Origin of the sequence: Streptomyces sp. SudanB52_2052, from assembly GCF_964272415.1 — a bacterium.
Lineage (GTDB): Bacteria > Actinomycetota > Actinomycetes > Streptomycetales > Streptomycetaceae > Streptomyces > Streptomyces olindensis.
In genome coordinates this window covers 8,697,579-8,715,524 of record NZ_OZ186796.1, presented here as the reverse complement: position 1 = coordinate 8,715,524, position 17,946 = coordinate 8,697,579, and the positions used below count along the sequence as shown (strand labels likewise).

At 73.8% G+C, this 17,946-nt stretch carries 13 protein-coding genes; 4 read left to right on the top strand and 9 right to left on the bottom strand.

Annotated features, from left to right (window positions below; translation table 11 throughout):
- From ACSUPV_RS39190 to ACSUPV_RS39180, 3 genes are all read right to left on the bottom strand, one after another.
- A complete protein-coding gene (locus tag ACSUPV_RS39190; RefSeq protein ID WP_436949667.1) occupies positions 1-1,260 on the bottom strand; it encodes a DUF418 domain-containing protein in 1,260 nt (419 codons plus the stop codon).
- Between the two features lie 107 nt (positions 1,261-1,367).
- Positions 1,368-2,921, bottom strand: coding sequence for an acyl-CoA synthetase (locus ACSUPV_RS39185; protein WP_436949666.1), 1,554 nt, complete (start codon positions 2,919-2,921; stop codon positions 1,368-1,370).
- On the bottom strand, positions 2,918-4,027 hold the full coding sequence (locus ACSUPV_RS39180; protein WP_037758172.1) for an NAD(P)H-dependent flavin oxidoreductase: 1,110 nt from the start codon (positions 4,025-4,027) through the stop codon (positions 2,918-2,920). The genes ACSUPV_RS39185 and ACSUPV_RS39180 overlap by 4 nt, the downstream gene beginning before the upstream one ends.
- 131 nt (positions 4,028-4,158) lie before the next feature.
- Between ACSUPV_RS39180 and ACSUPV_RS39175 the strand changes: the two genes are divergently transcribed.
- Positions 4,159-5,928 (top strand): serine hydrolase, encoded by a 1,770-nt coding sequence (locus ACSUPV_RS39175; protein WP_436949665.1) that lies wholly within the window; start codon positions 4,159-4,161, stop codon positions 5,926-5,928.
- A 22-nt stretch (positions 5,929-5,950) separates the two neighbouring features.
- Here the strand turns inward: ACSUPV_RS39175 and ACSUPV_RS39170 are convergent, their stop codons facing one another.
- The 4 genes from ACSUPV_RS39170 to ACSUPV_RS39155 form a co-directional block, all read right to left on the bottom strand.
- Positions 5,951-6,142 carry a DUF2795 domain-containing protein gene (locus ACSUPV_RS39170; protein WP_031118597.1) on the bottom strand — a complete coding sequence of 64 codons (192 nt, stop codon included), beginning with the start codon at positions 6,140-6,142 and terminating at the stop codon, positions 5,951-5,953.
- Between the two features lie 78 nt (positions 6,143-6,220).
- Positions 6,221-7,813, bottom strand: a complete 1,593-nt coding sequence (locus ACSUPV_RS39165) for a phytoene desaturase family protein (protein WP_436949664.1) — start codon at positions 7,811-7,813, stop codon at positions 6,221-6,223.
- Positions 7,814-7,890: 77 nt separating this feature from the next.
- Complete coding sequence (locus tag ACSUPV_RS39160) at positions 7,891-10,119, bottom strand: serine/threonine-protein kinase (RefSeq protein ID WP_382616106.1); 2,229 nt, start codon at positions 10,117-10,119, stop codon at positions 7,891-7,893.
- Positions 10,120-10,184: 65 nt separating this feature from the next.
- Positions 10,185-11,033 carry an oxygenase MpaB family protein gene (locus tag ACSUPV_RS39155; protein WP_436949663.1) on the bottom strand — a complete coding sequence of 283 codons (849 nt, stop codon included), beginning with the start codon at positions 11,031-11,033 and terminating at the stop codon, positions 10,185-10,187.
- 199 nt (positions 11,034-11,232) lie between these two features.
- Here ACSUPV_RS39155 and ACSUPV_RS39150 point away from each other — a divergent pair, with 199 nt between their 5' ends.
- Both ACSUPV_RS39150 and ACSUPV_RS39145 read left to right on the top strand, forming a co-directional pair.
- Positions 11,233-12,756 carry an ABC transporter substrate-binding protein gene (locus ACSUPV_RS39150; RefSeq protein ID WP_382616104.1) on the top strand — a complete coding sequence of 508 codons (1,524 nt, stop codon included), beginning with the start codon at positions 11,233-11,235 and terminating at the stop codon, positions 12,754-12,756.
- 11 nt (positions 12,757-12,767) lie between these two features.
- Positions 12,768-14,519: an ABC transporter permease subunit gene (locus ACSUPV_RS39145; RefSeq protein ID WP_382616103.1), complete on the top strand. Its 1,752-nt coding sequence runs from the start codon at positions 12,768-12,770 to the stop codon at positions 14,517-14,519.
- Positions 14,520-14,901: 382 nt separating this feature from the next.
- On the opposite strand, the gene ACSUPV_RS39140 is transcribed toward ACSUPV_RS39145, so the two are convergent.
- The gene (locus ACSUPV_RS39140; RefSeq protein WP_382616101.1) at positions 14,902-15,384 is read right to left on the bottom strand and encodes a MarR family winged helix-turn-helix transcriptional regulator; all 483 of its coding nucleotides are present in this window, start codon (positions 15,382-15,384) and stop codon (positions 14,902-14,904) included.
- A 140-nt stretch (positions 15,385-15,524) separates the two neighbouring features.
- Between ACSUPV_RS39140 and ACSUPV_RS39135 the strand changes: the two genes are divergently transcribed.
- Positions 15,525-16,889 (top strand): pyridoxal phosphate-dependent decarboxylase family protein, encoded by a 1,365-nt coding sequence (locus ACSUPV_RS39135; protein ID WP_382616099.1) that lies wholly within the window; start codon positions 15,525-15,527, stop codon positions 16,887-16,889.
- 49 nt (positions 16,890-16,938) lie between these two features.
- Here the strand turns inward: ACSUPV_RS39135 and ACSUPV_RS39130 are convergent, their stop codons facing one another.
- The gene (locus ACSUPV_RS39130) at positions 16,939-17,820 is read right to left on the bottom strand and encodes a universal stress protein (protein ID WP_382616097.1); all 882 of its coding nucleotides are present in this window, start codon (positions 17,818-17,820) and stop codon (positions 16,939-16,941) included.
- Positions 17,821-17,946: the final 126 nt, after the last annotated feature.

The window sequence follows — 17,946 nt, the reverse complement described above, 5'->3', positions numbered from 1 at the left end:
TCAGGTCCGGCGGGAGCCGTACATCAGTCGCCGTAGCAGGACTTCGGCCGGGCCCCGGCGCCCGGCCCGCTCCAGGGCGTACGCTCCCGCGACCGTGACCAGCCAGACGGCCAGGGCGAAGAGCGCCATGGTGGCGCTGCCCAGGTGCGCGCCGAGGCCGAGTCCCCAGGCGGCCAGCACCCGGGCGAAGAGCAGCGAGTGGGCGAGGTAGCAGGACAGGGACCGCTTGCCGACGGCGGTCACCGCCGCCACCGCCGTCGCACCGCGCCGGGGCCGGCGGGTGGTCCACCAGTGCGCGAAGAGGGCGACGGCGGCCACATAGCCGAGGCCGGCGGCGTTGCCGGTCACGTCGCGCAGGACCGTGAGCGCGCCGGATTCGCTCTGCATGTCGTCCGGCACGTGCAGGACGCCGGTGTGGGCGAGCGCGGCGGGCAGCGCGCCGAGCCAGCCGATGGCGATGCCGAGCACGGCCGTCAGCCGCAGCAGCGTGCGGTGACGGCCGGGTTCCTCCAGGACGCGGCGCCGCGCGGCCCGGAAGCCGAGCAGGAAGAGGACGTACCCGCCGCCGACGAGGGTCAGCGGGGCGGCGGCGAAGGTGACGAACAGGCCCGTCCGGAGCCGGATTCCGGCGGCGGTGAGCCAGTTCTCCTCGTCCGGTGCGTACGCCGTGAAGCCCGGTTCGGCACCGGCGTCGCCGAGCCCGCCCAGTTCGCCCCGGAGCAGCGCCGAGACGACGGGCCCGGCCGAGACGAGCAGGAGCAGGGCGACACCGATCCGGATCCACCACGTCAGGGCCCGTTCGCCGCGCCGCAGGAAGGCCAGGCCGAGGATGAGGCTCAGGACTCCGTAGAAGCCGATGATGTCGCCCGACATGAGCAGGGCGGCGTGCGTCAGGCCGATGACGATCAGCCAGAGGCTGCGCAGGCGCAGGATCCTCGCGGCGTCGCGCCCGTCGGTGCCGGCGGCGGTCTGCCGGAGGTAGAGCTGCATCATGCCGTAGCCGAAGAGGAAGGCGAAGAGCGGGTAGATCCGCAGGTCCAGGGCCGTGATCATGGTGAACTGCACGGCGTGGTCGAGCCAGGAGCCGTCCCCGGGCTGCCATCCGGACGGTCCGCGCCGGGCGGCCCACAGGTGGAAGGCGGTGTTGGACAGCACGATGCCCAGCAGCATGATCCCGCGTGCGAGATCGGGGGCGAGGGCCCGCTCGCCCGGCCGTACGGCCCCCCGCTTCAGCGGTCCCTCGGTGGTCGCGATGGTCATGGTCCGACGCTAGGGAGGCGGGGCCCGGCCGGACATCGGCCGGAGGGCGAGCGGGGGCCGACCAAAGGATGACGCCGGCCCCCGCTCCCCATACCTGAGTCGCCGCCTCACACCGGTCGGGTCCGGCCCTCCCAGTACGGCTCGCGCAGCCGCCGCTTGTACAGCTTGCCGTTGGGGTCGCGGGGCATCTCGGCGATGAAGTCGACGCTGCGGGGCCGTTTGTATCCGGCGAGGCGGTGGGCGCAGTGGTCGAGGAGGTCGGCCGCGAGGGCGGACCCGGGCCGGTGTCCGGGGGCCGGTTCGACGACCGCCTTGACCTCCTCGCCCCAGTCGTCGTGCGGGATGCCGAAGACGGCGGCGTCCGCGACGGCGGGGTGGGCGAGCAGGGCCGACTCGATCTCGGCCGGGTAGATGTTGACGCCGCCGGAGATGATCAGGTCGATCTTGCGGTCGCGCAGGAAGAGGTAGCCGTCCTCGTCGAGGTGGCCCAGGTCGCCGACGGTGAAGAAGTCGCCGATGCGGTTCTTGCGGGTCTTGGCCTCGTCCTTGTGGTACGAGAAGCCGCCGGTGTTCATCTTCATGTAGACGGTGCCGAGTTCGCCCGGCGGCAGCCGGTTGCCGTCGTCGTCGAAGATCGCGAGTTCGCTGATGGGCCAGGCCTTGCCGACGGTGCCGGGCTTCTTCAGCCAGTCCTCGGCGGTGGCGAAGGCGCCGCCGCCCTCGCTGGCCGCGTAGTACTCCTCCACGCAGGGGCCCCACCAGTCGAGCATGGCCCGTTTGACGTGGTCGGGGCAGGGGGCGGCGCCGTGGATGGCGTGCCGCATGGAGGAGACGTCGTAGCGGTCCTTCACCTCGTCGGGCAGGGCCAGCAGGCGGTGGAACTGGGTGGGGACCATGTGGGTGTGGGTGCAGCGGTGGCGGTCGATGAGGCGGAGCATCTCCTCGGGTGTCCACTTGTCCATCAGGACCAGCCGGTGGCCGATGTGCAGGGACGCCCCGGCGAACTGGAGGACGGCCGTGTGGTAGAGCGGCGAGCACACCAGGTGCACGTTGTCGTCGAAGGGCCGGATGCCGAAGATGCCGAGGAAGCCGCCGAGGTAGGCCTCCTCCGGCGGTTTGCCGGGCAGCGGGCGGCGGATGCCGCGGGGGCGGCCGGTGGTGCCCGAGGTGTAGTTCATGACCCAGCCGAGGGTGCGGTCCGCGGGCGGCGACTCGGGGCGGCCGTCGAGGAGTTCGGCGTACGGCCGGAAGCCCTCGACCGTGCCGACGGCGTACCGGTGGGTGCCGGGGAGGCCGGCCTCGTCGGCGGCGTGGCGGGCCGCGTCACCGTAACGCTCGTGGGCGAGGAGGACCTTGGCGCCGGAGTCGGAGACGATCCAGGCGATCTCCGGCCCGACCAGGTGGTGGTTGACGGGCACGAGGTAGAACCCGGCCTGGCTGGCGGCGAGGTACGCGGTGAGGAACTCGACGCCGTTGGGGAGGACGACCGCGAAGGTGTCGCCGCGTGCCAGCCCGGCCGCGCGCAGGCCGTGCACGAGCCGGTTGGCGGCGGCGTGCAGGCGTCCGGCGGTCCATTCCTCGCCGTCGGGTGCGACGAGCACCTCGCGGCCGGGGTCCCGTGCCGCCTGGGCCCAGAAGCCCTGGGGAACACCGCTGTTCACTGGCCGCTCCTTCCGGCGATGCGGTTGACGCGGTCCACGGCCTCCTCGAAGCCGCGGGTGAGGTCGTCGAAGACGGCCCGGACGCTGCGTTCGCTGTTCATCCGCCCGACGATCTGCCCGACCGGCGTGCCGAGCAGTGGTTCCACCTCGTACTTCTGGATGCGGGAGACGGCCTCGGCGACCAGCAGGCCCTGCAACGGCATGGGCAGCGGGCCGGGTCCGTCCCGGTCCTCCCAGGCGTCGGTCCACTCGGTGCGCAGCTGGCGTGCGGGCTTGCCCGTGAGGGCGCGGGAGCGCACGGTGTCGCCGGAGCCGGCCGCGAGGAGCTTGCGGGTCAGGGCGGGCGAGTGGAGGTCCGCTTCTGTGGTGGTCAGCCACAGGGAGCCCAGCCACACACCCTGGGCGCCGAGGGCGAGTGCGGCAGCCACCTGCGGTCCGCTGCCGATGCCGCCGGCGGCCAGGACGGGCAGCGGGGCGACGGCGTCGACGACCTCGGGAGTGAGCACCATGGACGCGATCTCGCCGGTGTGGCCGCCCGCCTCGTAGCCCTGTGCCACGACGATGTCGATCCCGGCGTCCTTGTGCTTGCGGGCGTGCCGGGCGCTGCCCGCGAGGGCCGCCACGAGGACGCCCTGATCGTGGGCCCGGGCGATGACGTCGGCGGGCGGGGAGCCGAGCGCGTTGGCGAGCAGCTTGATCGGGTAGTCGAAGGCGACGTCGAGCTGGGTGCGGGCGACCTGTTCCATCCAGCCCGTGATGCGCCACCCGGACGCCTCACCCTCGGGGAGGTCCGGCACGCCGTACTTGGCGAGGGTGTCCTCGACGAACCGCCGGTGCCCCTCGGGGATCATCGCCTCGACGTCGGCCTCCGTGACGCCCTCCACCTTCTTCGCGGGCATGACGACGTCCAGGCCGTACGGCCTGCCCTCGGCGTGCGCCTCGATCCAGTCCAGGTCGCGTTTGAGGTCGTCGGGGGCGGTGTAGCGGACCGCGCCGAGCACCCCGAAGCCGCCGGCCCGGCTGATGGCCGCGGCGACGGCGGGGAACGGCGTGAAGCCGAAGACGGCGTGCTCGACTCCCAGTTGCTTGCTCAGCTCCGTCTGCATGGGCGCAGGATGCCGGAGTCCTCCGGAGGACGGAAGGGCTTTTCTGATACACCGTCAGATTTATCGGCGGGGCCGGGTCGGGAGGACATACTGTCCGGGACGTCCAGGGCGGTTCGGCGGAAGGATGCGCGGTGACCGAAGGCACGGCAGACAGAGCGACGACGACCGGCGGGCCGACGCGCAGGCGCGCCCTGATCCTGGGTGGTGCCCTGGCCCTCGCTCCCTTACCCGCCGAGGCCGCCCCGGTCACGGGGCGTCACACGCTGCGGCACGGCTCCGCCGCCCGCGCCGGGCTGCTCCCCGCCCCTCTGCGGCAACTGGTCACCGACGCCGAGGCGTTCCTGCGCCCCTCCCCGAAGCGCCCCTGGTACGCGGGCGCCGTCCTGCTCGCCGGACGCGGCGGCACGGTCGCGCTGCACCGGCCCATCGGCATGGCGGTGCGCTACCGGGCCTACGACGAGAAGACCGACACCGGGATCGAGTTCCCGCCCGGCGAGCAGATCCCGATGGCCGAGGACACCGTCTTCGACCTGGCGTCGGTGTCGAAGCTGTTCACCTCGCTCCTCGCCGTGCAGCAGATGGAGCGGGGGAAACTGGAGCTGGAGGCGAAGGTCGCCGCGTACCTGCCCGACTTCGGCCGTGCGGGCAAGCAGGACATCACGATCCGTCAGCTGCTCACGCACACCTCGGGCTTCCGCGCCTGGATCCCGCTGTACAGCGCGCCCACGTACGAGGAGAAGCTCCAGCGCATCTGGGACGAGGCGCCGGTCAGCGCCCCGGGCACGGCGTACCTGTACTCGGACCTCAACCTCATCTCGCTCCAGCTCGTGCTGGAACGGATCACGGGCCGCCCCCTGGACACCCTCCTGCGCGAGGAGATCACCGCCCCGCTGGGCCTGCGCCGCACCCGCTACAACCCGCCGGCCTCCTGGCGGCCGAAGATCGCGGCCACCGAGGACGCGCGCAAGCCGTGGTCCGGGCTGGACCGCGGCCTGGTGTGGGGCGAGGTGCACGACGAGAACGCCTTCGGCCTGGGCGGCGTCGCGGGCCACGCGGGCGTGTTCTCCGACGCCTGGGACCTCGCGGTCCTCGCCCGCACACTGCTCAACGGGGGTGTCTACGGGCCCGCCCGGATCCTGGAACCGGAGTCGGTGGAGCTGATGTTCACCGACTTCAACACGGCGTTCCCCGGGGACGAGCACGGACTCGGCTTCGAGCTCCACCAGCACTGGTACATGGGCGCGATGGCCACGCCGCGCAGTGCCGGGCACACCGGCTTCACCGGTACCTCGCTGGTGCTCGACCCGTCGACCGACTCGTTCCTCGTCGTCCTCGGCAACTCCGTCCATCCGGTGCGGAGCTGGCGGTCCGGTTCCGCTCCCCGGGTGGCCGCCGCGAACAACCTGGCGCGCGCCGTGCCGGTCCGGCCCGCGCGGGGACGCACGGCCTGGTTCTCCGGGATGGCGGTCTCCGCCACGGCGACGCTGGCCCTGCCCGCGCTCGACACGTCGTCCGGCGGGGCGCGGCTGCGCTGCGCGCTGTGGTGGGACACCGAGCCGAAGGCCGACGTCCTGGTCCTGGAGGCCACGACCGACGGCGGTACGTCCTGGCGGCCGGTGCCCTTCACGACGTCCCGCCGGGGCGAGGATCCCCGGCAGCACCCGTCGGGCTCGGTCAGCGGCTGGTCGGGCCGCGTCTGGCACCGGCTCACCGCCGAGCTGCCCGCCGCGCGGGCGCTGGCCGTGCGCTGGCGGTACGCGACGGACCGGCTGTACGTCGGTCGCGGGGTCTACGTGGACGGGCTGCGGGTGGAGGCGGCCGACGGCGTCCTGTTCGACGAGGCGCGCCCGGCGGACGCGTCGCGCGTCGAAGCGGCGGGCTGGGCGCCGTCGGCCGACTGAGGCGGTTTCCTCAGCGGTTTCCTCACTGGTTGAAGACGGCCTTCTGCACCTCGTTCGGGCCGTCGAAGCGGTCCTCCTTCAGGCCGTCGAGGGTGCGGACGACCTTGTCGTCGGCGTGGTTGCTGCGGGCACGCTCCACCAGGTGCTTCTTGTCCGTGGGGTAGTCCATGCCCTTGAGCGCCTTCTGGAGGTCGGTCGGGCTGAGCTCGGCCATGGGAGCCTCCCGTGGGGGGTACGACCGTCCGCGTGGGGCGGCCGGCCGGTATGGATACCTTCCCTGCCGGAGTGCCCCTCAGGAGGGCAGTGATTCAGTCGGCCCGCCCTCCAGGACCGCCATGGCCGCGTTGTGCCCGGGCACCCCGCTCACTCCGCCCCCGCGCACGGCGCCGGCCCCGCACAGCAGCACGTTCGCGTGCCGGGTCTCCACGCCCCAGCGGCCGGTGCCGTCCTGGGCGTGGGGCCAGCTCAGCTCGCGGTGGAAGATGTTGCCGCCGGGCAGCCCGAGGTCCCGTTCCAGGTCGAGCGGGGTCCTGGCCTCGATGCAGGGCCGTCCGTCCGCGTCGGTGGCCAGGCAGTCGGCGAGGGGCTCGGCCAGGTGGGCGTCGAGCTGGGCGAGCGTGGACTTGAGGAGTTCCTCGCGGACGCCGTCGTTGTCCCGCTCGAAGAGCCGGGCCGGGGTGTGCAGACCGAACAGGGTGAGGGTCTGGTAGCCCTGCTCGGCCAGGCCCGGCCCCAGGATGCTCGGGTCGGTGAGGGAGTGGCAGTAGATCTCGGAGGGCGGCGCGGCGGGCAGGTCACCGGCGGCGGCCTGGGCGTGGGCGGTGGCCAGCTGCTCGTAGCCCTCGGCGATGTGGAAGGTGCCGGCGAACGCCTCGTGCGGGTCGACGGCGCTGTCCCGCAGCCGCGGCAGTCGCTTGAGCAGCATGTTCACCTTCAGCTGGGCGCCCTCGGCGGGGCTGGGCGAGGGGTCGCCGGTCAGGTCGGCCAGGGCCTGCGGGGAGGCGTTGACCAGGACGTGCCGGGCGGCGACGGTGCCCTCGCCGTCGGCCGTGCGGTAGGTGACCTCGGCCGTCCTGCCGTCCGTGGCGATGCGCAGCGCCTCGTGGCCGGTGGCGAGGACGGCCCCTGCGGCGCGTGCGGCGTCGGCCAGCGCGTCGGTGAGGGCACCCATGCCGCCGACCGGCACGTCCCAGGCGCCGGTGCCGCCGCCGATCACGTGGTAGAGGAAGCAGCGGTTCTGCTTCAGCGAGGGGTCGTGGGCGTCGGCGAAGGTGCCGATCAGGGCGTCGGTGAGGACCACGCCGCGCACCAGGTCGTCGGCGAAGTGCCGCTCGACGGCGGCCCCGATCGGCTCCTCGAACAGCGTCCTCCAGGCCTCCTCGTCGTCGAGGCGGCGGCGCAGCTCCGCGCGGGTGGGCAGCGGCTCCGTGAGGGTGGGGAAGATCCGCTGGGCGGCGCGGCCGGTCATGCCGTAGAACTCCTGCCAGGACCGGTACTCGCCGTCGGAGCCGGTGAGCCGGGCGAAGGCCTCCCTGGTCCGCCGTTCGCCGCCGCCGACGAGGAGCCCGGTGGGGCGGCCGTCGCGTTCGGCGGGTGTGTAGGAGGAGACGGTGCGGGTGCGCACCCGGAAGTCGAGGCGGAGGTCCCGGACGATCTTCTTCGGCAGGAGACTGACCAGGTAGGAGTAGCGGGACAGCCGGGCGTCGACCCCGGGGAAGGGCCGGGTGGACACGGCCGCGCCGCCGGTGTGGTCCAGCCGCTCCAGCACCAGCACGGAGCGGCCCGCCCGGGCCAGGTAGGCGGCGGCGACGAGGCCGTTGTGGCCGCCGCCGACGATGACGGCGTCGTACGTCCGGTGTGCGCGGGATCCCAGGGGTGCGGTCATGGTTCTTCGTAACACGGGGTGATCCGGGTCGGCCACAGGCGCTGTCCGCCGGAAGGCCTCACTGCCCGGCGGAAGCCTCACTGCCCGCCGGAGGCCCGCTCCTGGCGCAGGGCCGCCACCCTGCGGTACAGCGCCACGGCCTCGGCGCCGCGGCCCAGCTGCTGGAGGCAGTGCGCCTCGTCGTTGCGGCCGGCGAGCGTGTCGGGGTGGTCGGCGCCGAGGACGCGTTCGCGGGCGGCGGCCACCCGGCGGTACTCGGTGAGCGCGTCGGCCCAGCGGCCCAGCCAGCCCAGGCCCACGGCGACCTCGCGGCGGCTGATCAGGGTGTCCGGGTGGTCGGGACCGAGGGCCCGCTCCCGCAGGGCGCTGACGTCCCGGGACTCGGCGAGGGCCTCCTCCCAGCGGCCGAGGCGTCCGAGGTTGACGCAGCGGCCGTGCCGGGCGCGCAGGGTCTCGGGGTGGGTGGGGCCCTGGATCCGGGTGCGATCCTCGGCCAGGGCGTCGTAGAGGTCCAGGGCCTCCGCGCTGCGGCCGAGGCGGCCCAGGCTGATGCCGATCTCGTGGCGGGCGGCGAGGGTGTCCGGGTGGTCGGGGCCGAGGGCGCGGGCGCGGGCCTCGGCGACCTCGCGGTAGGTCTCCAGGGCCTCGGACCAGCGGCCCAGCTGGCCCAGGGCGTAGGCGACCTCGTAGCGGGTGACCAGGGTGTCGGGGTGGTCCGGGCCGAGCACCCGGGCACGCGCGGCGGCCACCTCGCGGGCCATGCGGTAGGAGTCCTCCAGGCGTCCGAGGCGGCTGAGGTTGAAGGCCAGGTTGTGCCGGCAGCGCAGGGTGTCGGGGTGGTCGGGGCCCATCGTGCGCTCCCGGGCTGCGAGCACGGACGTGTAGACGCGGTGCGCGTCGAAGGGCCGGTTCAGCTGGCCCAGGACGTAGGCCATCTCCTGGCGGGCGGCGAGGGTGTCGGGGTGGTCGGCGCCGAGGGTGCGGATCCTGGCCTCGGCGACGTGCTTGTACTCGCGCAGGGCGTCCGGGGCGCGGCCGGTGCGGCTGAGGGTGAAGGCGACCTCGTAGCGGCTGGCGAGGGTGTCGGGGTGGTCGGGGCCGAGGAGGTGCTCGCGTTCGGCGGCGACCGCCCGGTGCACCTCGCCCGCCTCCGCCCAGCGGCCGAGCCGGCCGAGGCTCAGGCCCGCGTTGTGCCGGCCGGCCAGGGCGGTCAGGACCTCCGGCGACGGGGTGGGCCGTTCCTCGGGGACGGGTTCCTCGACGGGGCCGGTGGCGGGCCGCGCGATCCACTCGCCGGACAGTCCGGCCGCCGGGTCGGGAGGTGTGGTGCGCAGCCCGGTGCCCGCCGCCTTGTGTCCGGTGGTCATGCCGCGGGTCCAGGACGGCAGCCGCCTCGCGCGCGCCGGTGCCCCGGGAACGGGCCCGGCCGCCACGACGGTCGGCACGTACGCCGGGGCGGCCCGGTGCCCGCTGATCCTCCGCGCCAGCTCGCGGGCGTCACCGGGGCGTTCCGCGGGTTCCTTGGCAAGCAGGTCGAGGACGACCCGCTCCAGGTACTCGGGCAGTTCGGGGCGGTGCTCGCGCGGAGGGCGGGGCGGGGTGTCGCGGTGACCGACGAGGATCGCCCAGGCGTCGTCGAGGTCGAACGGCGGAACGCCGGTGGCGATCTCGTAGAGCACGCACCCGAACGAGTACAGGTCGCTGCGCTGGTCGACCTCGGTGCCGCTGATCTGCTCCGGGGACATGTAGTGCGGGGTGCCCATGGCGATGCCGGTGCCGGTCAGCCGGGACGTGAAGCCGATGTCGTGGCCGAGCCGGGCGATGCCGAAGTCGCAGATCTTCACCGTGCCGTCGCCGAGCCGCACGATGTTGGCGGGCTTCAGGTCCCGGTGGACGATGCCCTGTTCGTGGCAGTACGCGAGGGCGGCGGCGACCTGCTCGGCGATCTCCAGGACGTCGGCGACCGGCAGCGGGTGCTGCTTGTTGTCCTCCAGGAGCTGGCTGAGGTTGCGGCCGTCCAGCAGTTCCATGACGAGGTAGAGGACGCCGTCGGACTCGCCGAAGTCGTGCACGACGGTGATGCCCCGGTGCTGGAGCGCCGCCGCCACCCGAGCCTCGCGGCGGAACCGCTCCCGCAGCACGCGCGTGAAGGCGTGGTCGTGGTTGGGGCCCAGCGGTTTGAGGCACTTGACGGCGACGAGCCGGCCCAGGGACTCGTCCCGGGCCCGCCACACCTCGCCCATGCCGCCGCGCCCGATCAGGTCGAGCAGCCGGTACCGGCCGTGAATGAGCCTGTTGTCCCCCATCTCGCGCGACGCTCCCCCCGGTAGCCGTTCGCCCGCCCCTCCCCTTGGCCCCTCAGTATGGCGGCCTACCGTCCGAGTTTGTACGGGGCCGGACGCGCGTGCGGGCCGAGCCTCGCCATGGCGCGCAGGATGTGTTTGGGCGGGAGTTGCCACCGCAGACGTGCGGGAACGCGGCGCAGCAGGAGGCCCGTGAGGCGCAGCTGCCGGGTGACGGTGGCGGGTGCGGGGGCCGGTCTGCCGTACAGCTCGTGGGCGTACGGTGGCAGGGAGGCGTACGCCAGTTGTGCCACGCGCCGCCACAGCACTTCGCGCGCCGGTATGAGGAGCGGGTGCGTCGGCGGGCGGAGGAGGAAGTCGTCCACCTCGCGTGCCTCGGGCCCGGCGGCCAGGTCGGGTCGCACCTTCTCGAAGTACTCCGCGAGTTCGGCCCGGTCGGCGGGTACGGCGGCCGGGTCGAGGCCCACCAGGCGTGCGCTCTGCCGGTGTTCGTCGACGTAGCGGTCGGCCTCGGCATCGGTGAGGCGGAACCCGGACCGGCGCAGGACGTGCAGATACGAGTCGATCTCGGCGCAGTGCACCCACAGCAACAGGCCGGGTTCGTCGACGCGGTAGCGCTCGCCGGTGTCCGGGTCGGTCGCCGACAGCATGCTGTGGATCTTCCGGACGCGGGCGCCGGCCCGCTCGGCGGCCTCGGTGGTGCCGTACGTCGTCGTGCCGACGAAGTTCGCGGTGCGCAGCAGCCGGCCCCAGGCGTCCCGGCGGAAGTCGGAGTTCTGCAGGACGCCGCGCACCGCGCGCGGGTGCAGGGCCTGGAGGTAGAGCGCCCGGACGCCGGCGATCCACATCATCGGGTCGCCGTGCGTCTGCCAGGTCACCGAGTTCGGGCCGAACAGCCCCGGGTCCGCGCCGGTCATGCGCCTCACCTCCGCCCGGCGCCCACGATGGCACACCTCGAACAGCCGGTCGATAGCGCCGGGTTCGCTCGTGGAACCGTCCAGTCGTTGAGAATTCATCCACCCGGCGACGAGTTCGGTAAGGCTGCCCTTATATGCTGGCGCCGCCGATCAAGCTCCAGCGGCATGCCCGACCTCCCGCACGACAGGACCCGACGACATGCGCACCACCTCCCGCGGCCTCATAGCGGCGCTCGCCCTCACCCCCCTGCTGGCCGGCTGCTTCGCACCGGGCGACAGCGACGACGGCACGGGTGCCGGGGCGGGATCGGGCGGGCGGCTGCGCGTCGCGCTGGCCGTGCCGCCGGTCCAGGCGCTCTCCCCCTACAGCAACGACGCCACCGTGCTGAGCAAGCTGTCCGTCGCCGAGGGCCTCACCGCCCTGGACCGGAACGGCACGGCCAAGCCCGCCCTGGCCAAGTCCTGGAAGCAGGACGGCGACACCACCTGGACCTTCGAGCTGCGCGACGCCGAGTTCCAGGACGGCACCAAGGTCACCGCCGAGTCCGTCGTCAACGCGCTCGACCACGCGAGCGCGGCCAAGCCCAAGCCCCGGGTCCTCAGCGACGTGACCCTCACCGCCAAGGCCGAGGACGCCGACACCGTCACCCTCACCACCAAGTCGCCCGACCCGGTGCTGCCGCTGCGACTGGCCAGCCCCGCCCTGGCGATCCTGTCGGCGAAGGCGTACGCGAAGGACGGCGCCGTCAGCCCGGTCGGCACCGGCACCGGCCCCTTCGAGATCACCCGGCTCAGCGGCAAGACCAAGGCCACGCTGAACCGCTACGACGGATACTGGGGCGGCAAGGCCAAGGCCCCGGGCATCGACGTGAGCTGGATCGCGGACGGCACGGCCCGCGCCAACGCGCTGCGCGGCGGCGAGACCGACATCGCCGAGTGGATCCCCACCGCCCAGGCGAAGCTGCTCGCCGAGGGCACCCGGCACGACGTCCCGTCGGTGCGCACCGACAGCCTGATCCTCAACACCCGCGGCGGCCTGTTCGCCGACGCCGGGCTGCGCGCCGCCGCCCGCGCGGCCGTCGACGGCTCCGCGCTGGTCGACTCCGTCTTCGGCGGTTACGCCGACCCCGCCCAGGGCCTGTTCGGGCCCGCCGTCCCCTGGGCCGCCGACAAGCGGGTGAAGGTGACGGGCCGCGCCGCGGCCACGCCCGCCGCCCGGGTGAAGAGCGAGACCAAGGGCAGGACGCTGCGGCTGGCCACCTACACCAACCGGGCCGAGCTGCCCGAGGCCGCCACCGTGCTCCAGCAGCAGCTGGAGAAGGCCGGATTCACCGTGAAGCAGGACGTGCGCGAGTACACGCAGATGGAGTCCGACCTCCTCGCCGGGAAGTACGACGCCCTCGTCTTCTCCCGGGTGACCCTCCTGGACACCGGCGACGCGGTCGACTACCTCGCCAGCGACTTCACCAGCGAGGGCGTCTACAACATCGCCGGCCTGAAGGACCCCGCGGTGGACAAGGCCATCCGGGCCGCCGCCGGGGAGCGCGACACCCAGCGCCGCCAGGAGAAGATCATGAAGGCGGAGGCGGAGATCCTGCGCACCGACGCGGTGGTGCCGCTCGTCCACGAGCAGGCCGTGCAGGGCATCGCGCCGGACGTCGAGGGCGTGATCCTCGACCCGCGCGAGCGCTCCCTGATCGACGTCGACACCCACCTCAAGTAGGCCCCGGCCCCGTGAGCGTCGCCCACACCTCCGCCCGTCCCCTGCTCTGGCCCTCGGCGGCCGGCCGTCTGCTCGCCGGGGCCGCGCTGCTCGGCGCGGTGGCCGCGCTGCCGTGGCTGTCCGGGGCCGACCCGGCCCGCACCGTGCTGCGCGCCCGCTCCGCCGACCAGAACCCCACCCCGGCGGAACTGGACGCCGTACGCAGGCAGTTGGGGCTGGACGAGGGTCCGCTCACGCATCTCGCGCACTGGCTGCGCGGCCTGCCGGGCGGGGACGCGGGCGTCTCCTGGGTGTCCGGGGAGCCGGTCATGCCTCAGGTGGCCACCGCCCTGTCGGTCTCCCTGACGCTGATGCTGGGGGCGTTCGCGGTCACGGTCCTGGTGGCCGGACTGCTCTGCGCCCGCACGGTCTTCCTCGGCTCCCGGCGCCGGTTGCGGCGGGACCGGGCGGGCGGCACGGCCGCCGTACTGGCCGCGCTGCCGAAGTTCCTCCTCGCCTCGGTGCTGGCGACGGTGTGCGGGGTGTGGTGGGGGTGGTTCCCGTCCAGCGGGTGGGAGGGGCCGCAGTCGATGGTGCTGCCCTCGCTCGCCCTCGGCATCCCCTCGGGGGCGATGCTCGGCGGGCTGCTCGACCAGGCGCTGCCCGCGGCGTTCCACGAACCGTGGGCGCGTACGGCCTACGCCGTCGGACTCCCGCCCGGCCACATCGCCCGCAACGCCCTGCGCCGCACCCTGCCCGGCATGCTGCCGCAGCTGCTGCCGACCGTCGTGGCCCTGGTCGGCGGTGCGGTCGCGGTGGAGAAGATCTTCAACATCCCGGGCCTCGGCCGACTCGCCCTGGACGCCGCCGTCGCGCAGGACCTCCCCGTGCTGCAGACGGCGACTCTGGCCCTGGTCCTGCTCGGGGTGAGCGCCGGCGTCCTCATCCGGGCCCTGCGCCACGCGCTCCTCGGCCGGTCCCTGCGCGACGGCGCGCTGCCGGCCCTGCACCGGCCGCCGCTGACCGTGCCGCGCTCCCTGCGCTGGATCACCGCGGCCTGTGCCCTCGCCCTGCTCGCGCTGGTCACGGCGGGCCTCCTGCGCGACCCCCTCCAGGTCGACACGGCGGCGCGGCTGCTGCCCCCCTCCCTCGAACACCCCCTGGGCACGGACGCCCTGGGCCGGGACCTGCTGGCCCGGCTGGGGCACGGTGCCCTGCGCACCGCCGGTGTCGCCCTCGCCGTGACGGCCGTCAGCGCGCTCACCGGACTCCTGCTGGGCATGGCACCGCGGGCGAGCGCCGGCCCCACCGAGGTGGTGTCGACCCTGCCCGCCGTGCTCGCGGGGCTGCTCATCGCGGGTGTGACCGGGCCGTCGGTGTGGGGGGCGGCCTGCGCGGTGTGCGTGGTCGGCTGGAGCCCGTACGCCGCCCAGACCGCGGCGCTGCTGGAACAGGAACGCGCGAGCGGCCACATCGCCGCGTCCGTGTCCCTCGGTGCGGGACGGCTGCACCTGGTGCGCCGCCATCTGCTCCCCGCGGTGGTTCCGCCCCTGGTGCGCAACGCCCTGCTCCGGCTGCCCACGACGGTCCTGGTCCTGGCCTCACTCGGCTTCCTGGGCCTGGGCGAACAGCCGCCCACCCCCGAGTGGGGCCGCCTGCTGTCGGAGAACCAGCCGTACGCCGAACTGGCCCCCTGGGTGGTCCTCGGCCCGGCCGCCGCGCTGGTGGTGCTCTCCGTGCTGGCGGTGACGGGCAGCGTGCAAGGACGCGGGAAGGGCGCCTAGGGGTGTCCGCAAAGTCGCGTCGTCCGCCCGGAGGGCGGGCCCCGCGGCGTTCGGTGCGTGCTCTCGGCGTGCCGGGCGTCGCGGGGCAGGCGGGACTTTGCGGACACCCCCTGGCGCGCCCGGAGGGCCGCGACTCCCCCGTTGCGCAGGTCGGTGCGGCGCGTGCCGTCGAGCGCCCCGCCCTACCCGGGCTTCGGGCGCCGGTGCCGGGCGCGGGGGCGGCTGCCACGCCGGTGAGCACGGCGAGGACCCGGACGGCGAGCACCGCGCGTGCCCCTCGAACGGAGGTGGTGTCCGTCCTCCACGGCATCCCCGGGATGACGGTGACGTGTCCGTGGGCGGCGCGGTGCCCGCACGGCCTTCCGGGGTGCGGGCGTGCCGGTCAGGTGTCGCTCAGGGCCTTCCCGATCTCGCCCAGTGCGCCGGTCATCCGTCGGTAGTCGCCGGGGGCCACCGGCGCGACGAAGTACTTCTCGACGACCTCCGCGTGGACGGCGGCGGCCCGCAGGAACACCGTCCGCCCTCGGTCGGTCGCCTCGACCAGGACGCTCCGGCGGTCCTCGGGGGCGGGCACGCGGCGCACCAGCCCGACTGCCTCCATGCGGTCGATCAGACGGGTGATGCCGCTGCTGGTGAGGGTGAGGTCATCGGCGAGGCGGCGCTGTGAGACCTCTTCGCCCGGGTCCCGGCAGAGCCTGATGAGGACCTCGAACATGGTGTGGCTGATCGCGCACTCCCGCCGCAGGACCGTGTCGATGCGCTGCTCCAGGCGAGTGGCGGCCTTGATCAGCAGCCCGAAGTCGTGCACGAGCGGGCTGTGGGCGGCGCGGGCGGCTTCGTCGTCGTCTCGGTTCCTTGTCTCCACCCGACCGACTTTACTGCCACGTCACCTACTGCCACCTCAACTACTGACGTATCAATTACTGATCTATCAATTGCTGAGCAGTCAATGAAACCTCTATGGTGAGCATCCATCCCCTCAGCACGCGGCAGAAAGGGAGATCCGTGGAGCTCCAGCACTGGCTCGGCCGGGCCAACGACGCGATACAGGAATGGGCCGACACCTTCGGGCCCTACGAGCGGCACCCGTCCCTCCTCGTCGAGGACGACCGCTTCGCCGCCGCCTTCGAGGAGTTCACCGGGCGGCTGAAGGACAACTACCCCTTCTTCCACCCGCACTACGCGGGCCAGATGCTCAAGCCCCCGCACCCGGCGGCCGTGGTCGGCTACCTCACCACCATGCTGATCAACCCGAACAACCACGCCCTGGACGGCGGTCCGGCCACCGCCCGTATGGAACGCGAGGCCGTCGCCCGGCTCGCCACGATGTTCGGCTACGACACCCACCTCGGCCACCTCACCACCAGCGGCACGATCGCCAACCTCGAAGCCCTCTTCGTCGCCCGGGAGCTCCACCCCGGCCGGGGCGTCGCCTACAGCGCCGACGCGCACTACACGCACGGCCGCATGTGCCACGTCCTGGGCGTGAAGGGCCATCCGATCCCCACCGACGACCGGGGGCGCATCAGCCTCGACGCCCTCGAGGACGTCCTGCGGACGGGAGAGGTGGGCACCGTCGTCCTCACCGCCGGCACCACCGGCCTCGGGGCCGTCGACCCCATCCACGACGCCCTGGCCCTCAGGGACCGCTACGGCGTCCGGCTCCACATCGACGCCGCCTACGGCGGTTTCTTCACCCTGCTGGCCGGCGCCGACGGGCCCGAAGGACTCCCCCCGGAGCCCTGGCGGGCGATCGCCCGGTGCGACTCGATCGTCGTCGATCCGCACAAGCACGGACTCCAGCCCTACGGCTGCGGCGCCGTCCTCTTCCGCGACCCCGAGGTCGGCCGTTTCTACCTCCACGACTCGCCGTACACCTACTTCACCTCCAGCGAGCTCCACCTCGGGGAGATCAGCCTGGAGTGCTCGCGTGCCGGGGCCTCGGCCGCCGCCCTGTGGCTCACCTTCCAGCTCCTCCCGCCCACGCCCGACGGCCTCGGCCGCGTCCTCGGGGCCGGCCGCCGGGCCGCCCTGCGGTGGTCCGAGCTGATCAGCGCCTCGGACGCGCTCGAGCTGTACCAGGAGCCCGAGCTGGACATCGTCGGCTGCTTCCCGGTGGTGGAACCCGGCACTCTCACCGCCGTCGACGCGGCGTCGGCTCGGGTCCTGGCGGACGGCATGGCGGACCCCGATCCGGTGTTCCTCAGCACCCTCAGGGCCGACCGCGAGGCGTTCACCGCACGCCACCCGAAGATCGACGCGGACGCCGACGGTGCGCGCATCCTGCGCAGTGTCCTGATGAAGCCGGAGTCGGAGCACTACGTGGAGCGCCTCCACGACCGGGTCGAACGCCTCACGCGGTCTCTGTGAATCCGGTGTACACGGCGAATCCGGTGTACACGGCGCGGGCCCTTGCCCCCTAGTCGCGCTGCGGTACGACGGCCACGGGGCATTCGGCGTGGTGCAGCAGGGTGTGGGCCACCCTGCCGAGCTGGAGCCCGACGTGGCCGTGCCGGCGCCGTGCGCCGACGATCACGAGGTCGGCCGCCGCGGAACGGTGCACGAGCACCCTGCGGGCCGGGCCCTCGACCGTCGTGCGACGCACTCGTACGGCCGGGTGGTCGGTCACGGCCTCGCGGAGCAGCTCGTCGAGTTCCCCGCGTGCCCGCTCCTCCTCGGCACGGTCGGCCGCTTCGGCGAGCGCGGCGTCGTCGGCGGTCTCGAACGCGGGGCAGCGCCAGGCCCGGATCACGTCCAGGACGCACCCGCGGGCCTCTGCCTCCCGGAAGGCGAAGCGCGTCGCCTCCCCACCGGTCTCGGCGTCACCGGCACCGAGCAGGATGCGCTCATGAGCACCGGCCAGACCGGCCCGGTCGCCGCGCACGACGATCACCGGGCAGTGGGCACGAGCCGCGACGGCGAGCCCGACGGAGCCGAGCAGCAGTCCCTTCAGCTCGCCGCGCCCCCGCGACCCCGTGATCAGGGCGGTGGCGTTGTTGCCCTCGTGCAGGAGGGCGTCCGCCGCATCGGCGAGGAGGACGTCGGTGGACACCTTCACGTCGCGGTGGCGCCGCCCGGCCCGCTCCGCCGCGGAGGCCACGATGCGGTCGGCCGTCACCCGCCCCGCCGGACGTCCCGCACCGACCGACGGGGTGCGGCCCTCGTACCGCTCCCAGAGGGAGCCGTGGACCAGCCGCAGCGGGCATCCGTGCCGGGCCGCCTCGTCCACCGCCCAGTCGACCGCCGTCAGGCTGCCGTCCGACCCGTCGACTCCCACGACCAAGGGCAGTTCCCATGTCATCGTTCCCACCGCCTACGGGGGGCAGTCTGCACATCCACTCCCACCGTCGCACCGGCGACGGCCACCCGCGAGGGGCGGTGGGCCCCTTCCGGGCCCGGAGATCCGCCCGCCGGGGTGGGCCGACCG

Excerpts from the sequence above, each read along its gene's own strand:
- ACSUPV_RS39160 (WP_382616106.1), bottom strand. The coding sequence starts at position 10,119 with ATGGGGGACAACAGGCTCATTCACGGCCGGTACCGGCTGCTCGACCTG.
- ACSUPV_RS39130 (WP_382616097.1), bottom strand. The coding sequence starts at position 17,820 with ATGACATGGGAACTGCCCTTGGTCGTGGGAGTCGACGGGTCGGACGGC.
- ACSUPV_RS39150 (WP_382616104.1), top strand. The coding sequence starts at position 11,233 with ATGCGCACCACCTCCCGCGGCCTCATAGCGGCGCTCGCCCTCACCCCC.
- ACSUPV_RS39155 (WP_436949663.1), bottom strand. The coding sequence starts at position 11,033 with ATGACCGGCGCGGACCCGGGGCTGTTCGGCCCGAACTCGGTGACCTGG.
- ACSUPV_RS39170 (WP_031118597.1), bottom strand. The coding sequence starts at position 6,142 with ATGGCCGAGCTCAGCCCGACCGACCTCCAGAAGGCGCTCAAGGGCATG.
- ACSUPV_RS39165 (WP_436949664.1), bottom strand. The coding sequence starts at position 7,813 with ATGACCGCACCCCTGGGATCCCGCGCACACCGGACGTACGACGCCGTC.
- ACSUPV_RS39180 (WP_037758172.1), bottom strand. The coding sequence starts at position 4,027 with ATGCAGACGGAGCTGAGCAAGCAACTGGGAGTCGAGCACGCCGTCTTC.
- ACSUPV_RS39190 (WP_436949667.1), bottom strand. The coding sequence starts at position 1,260 with ATGACCATCGCGACCACCGAGGGACCGCTGAAGCGGGGGGCCGTACGG.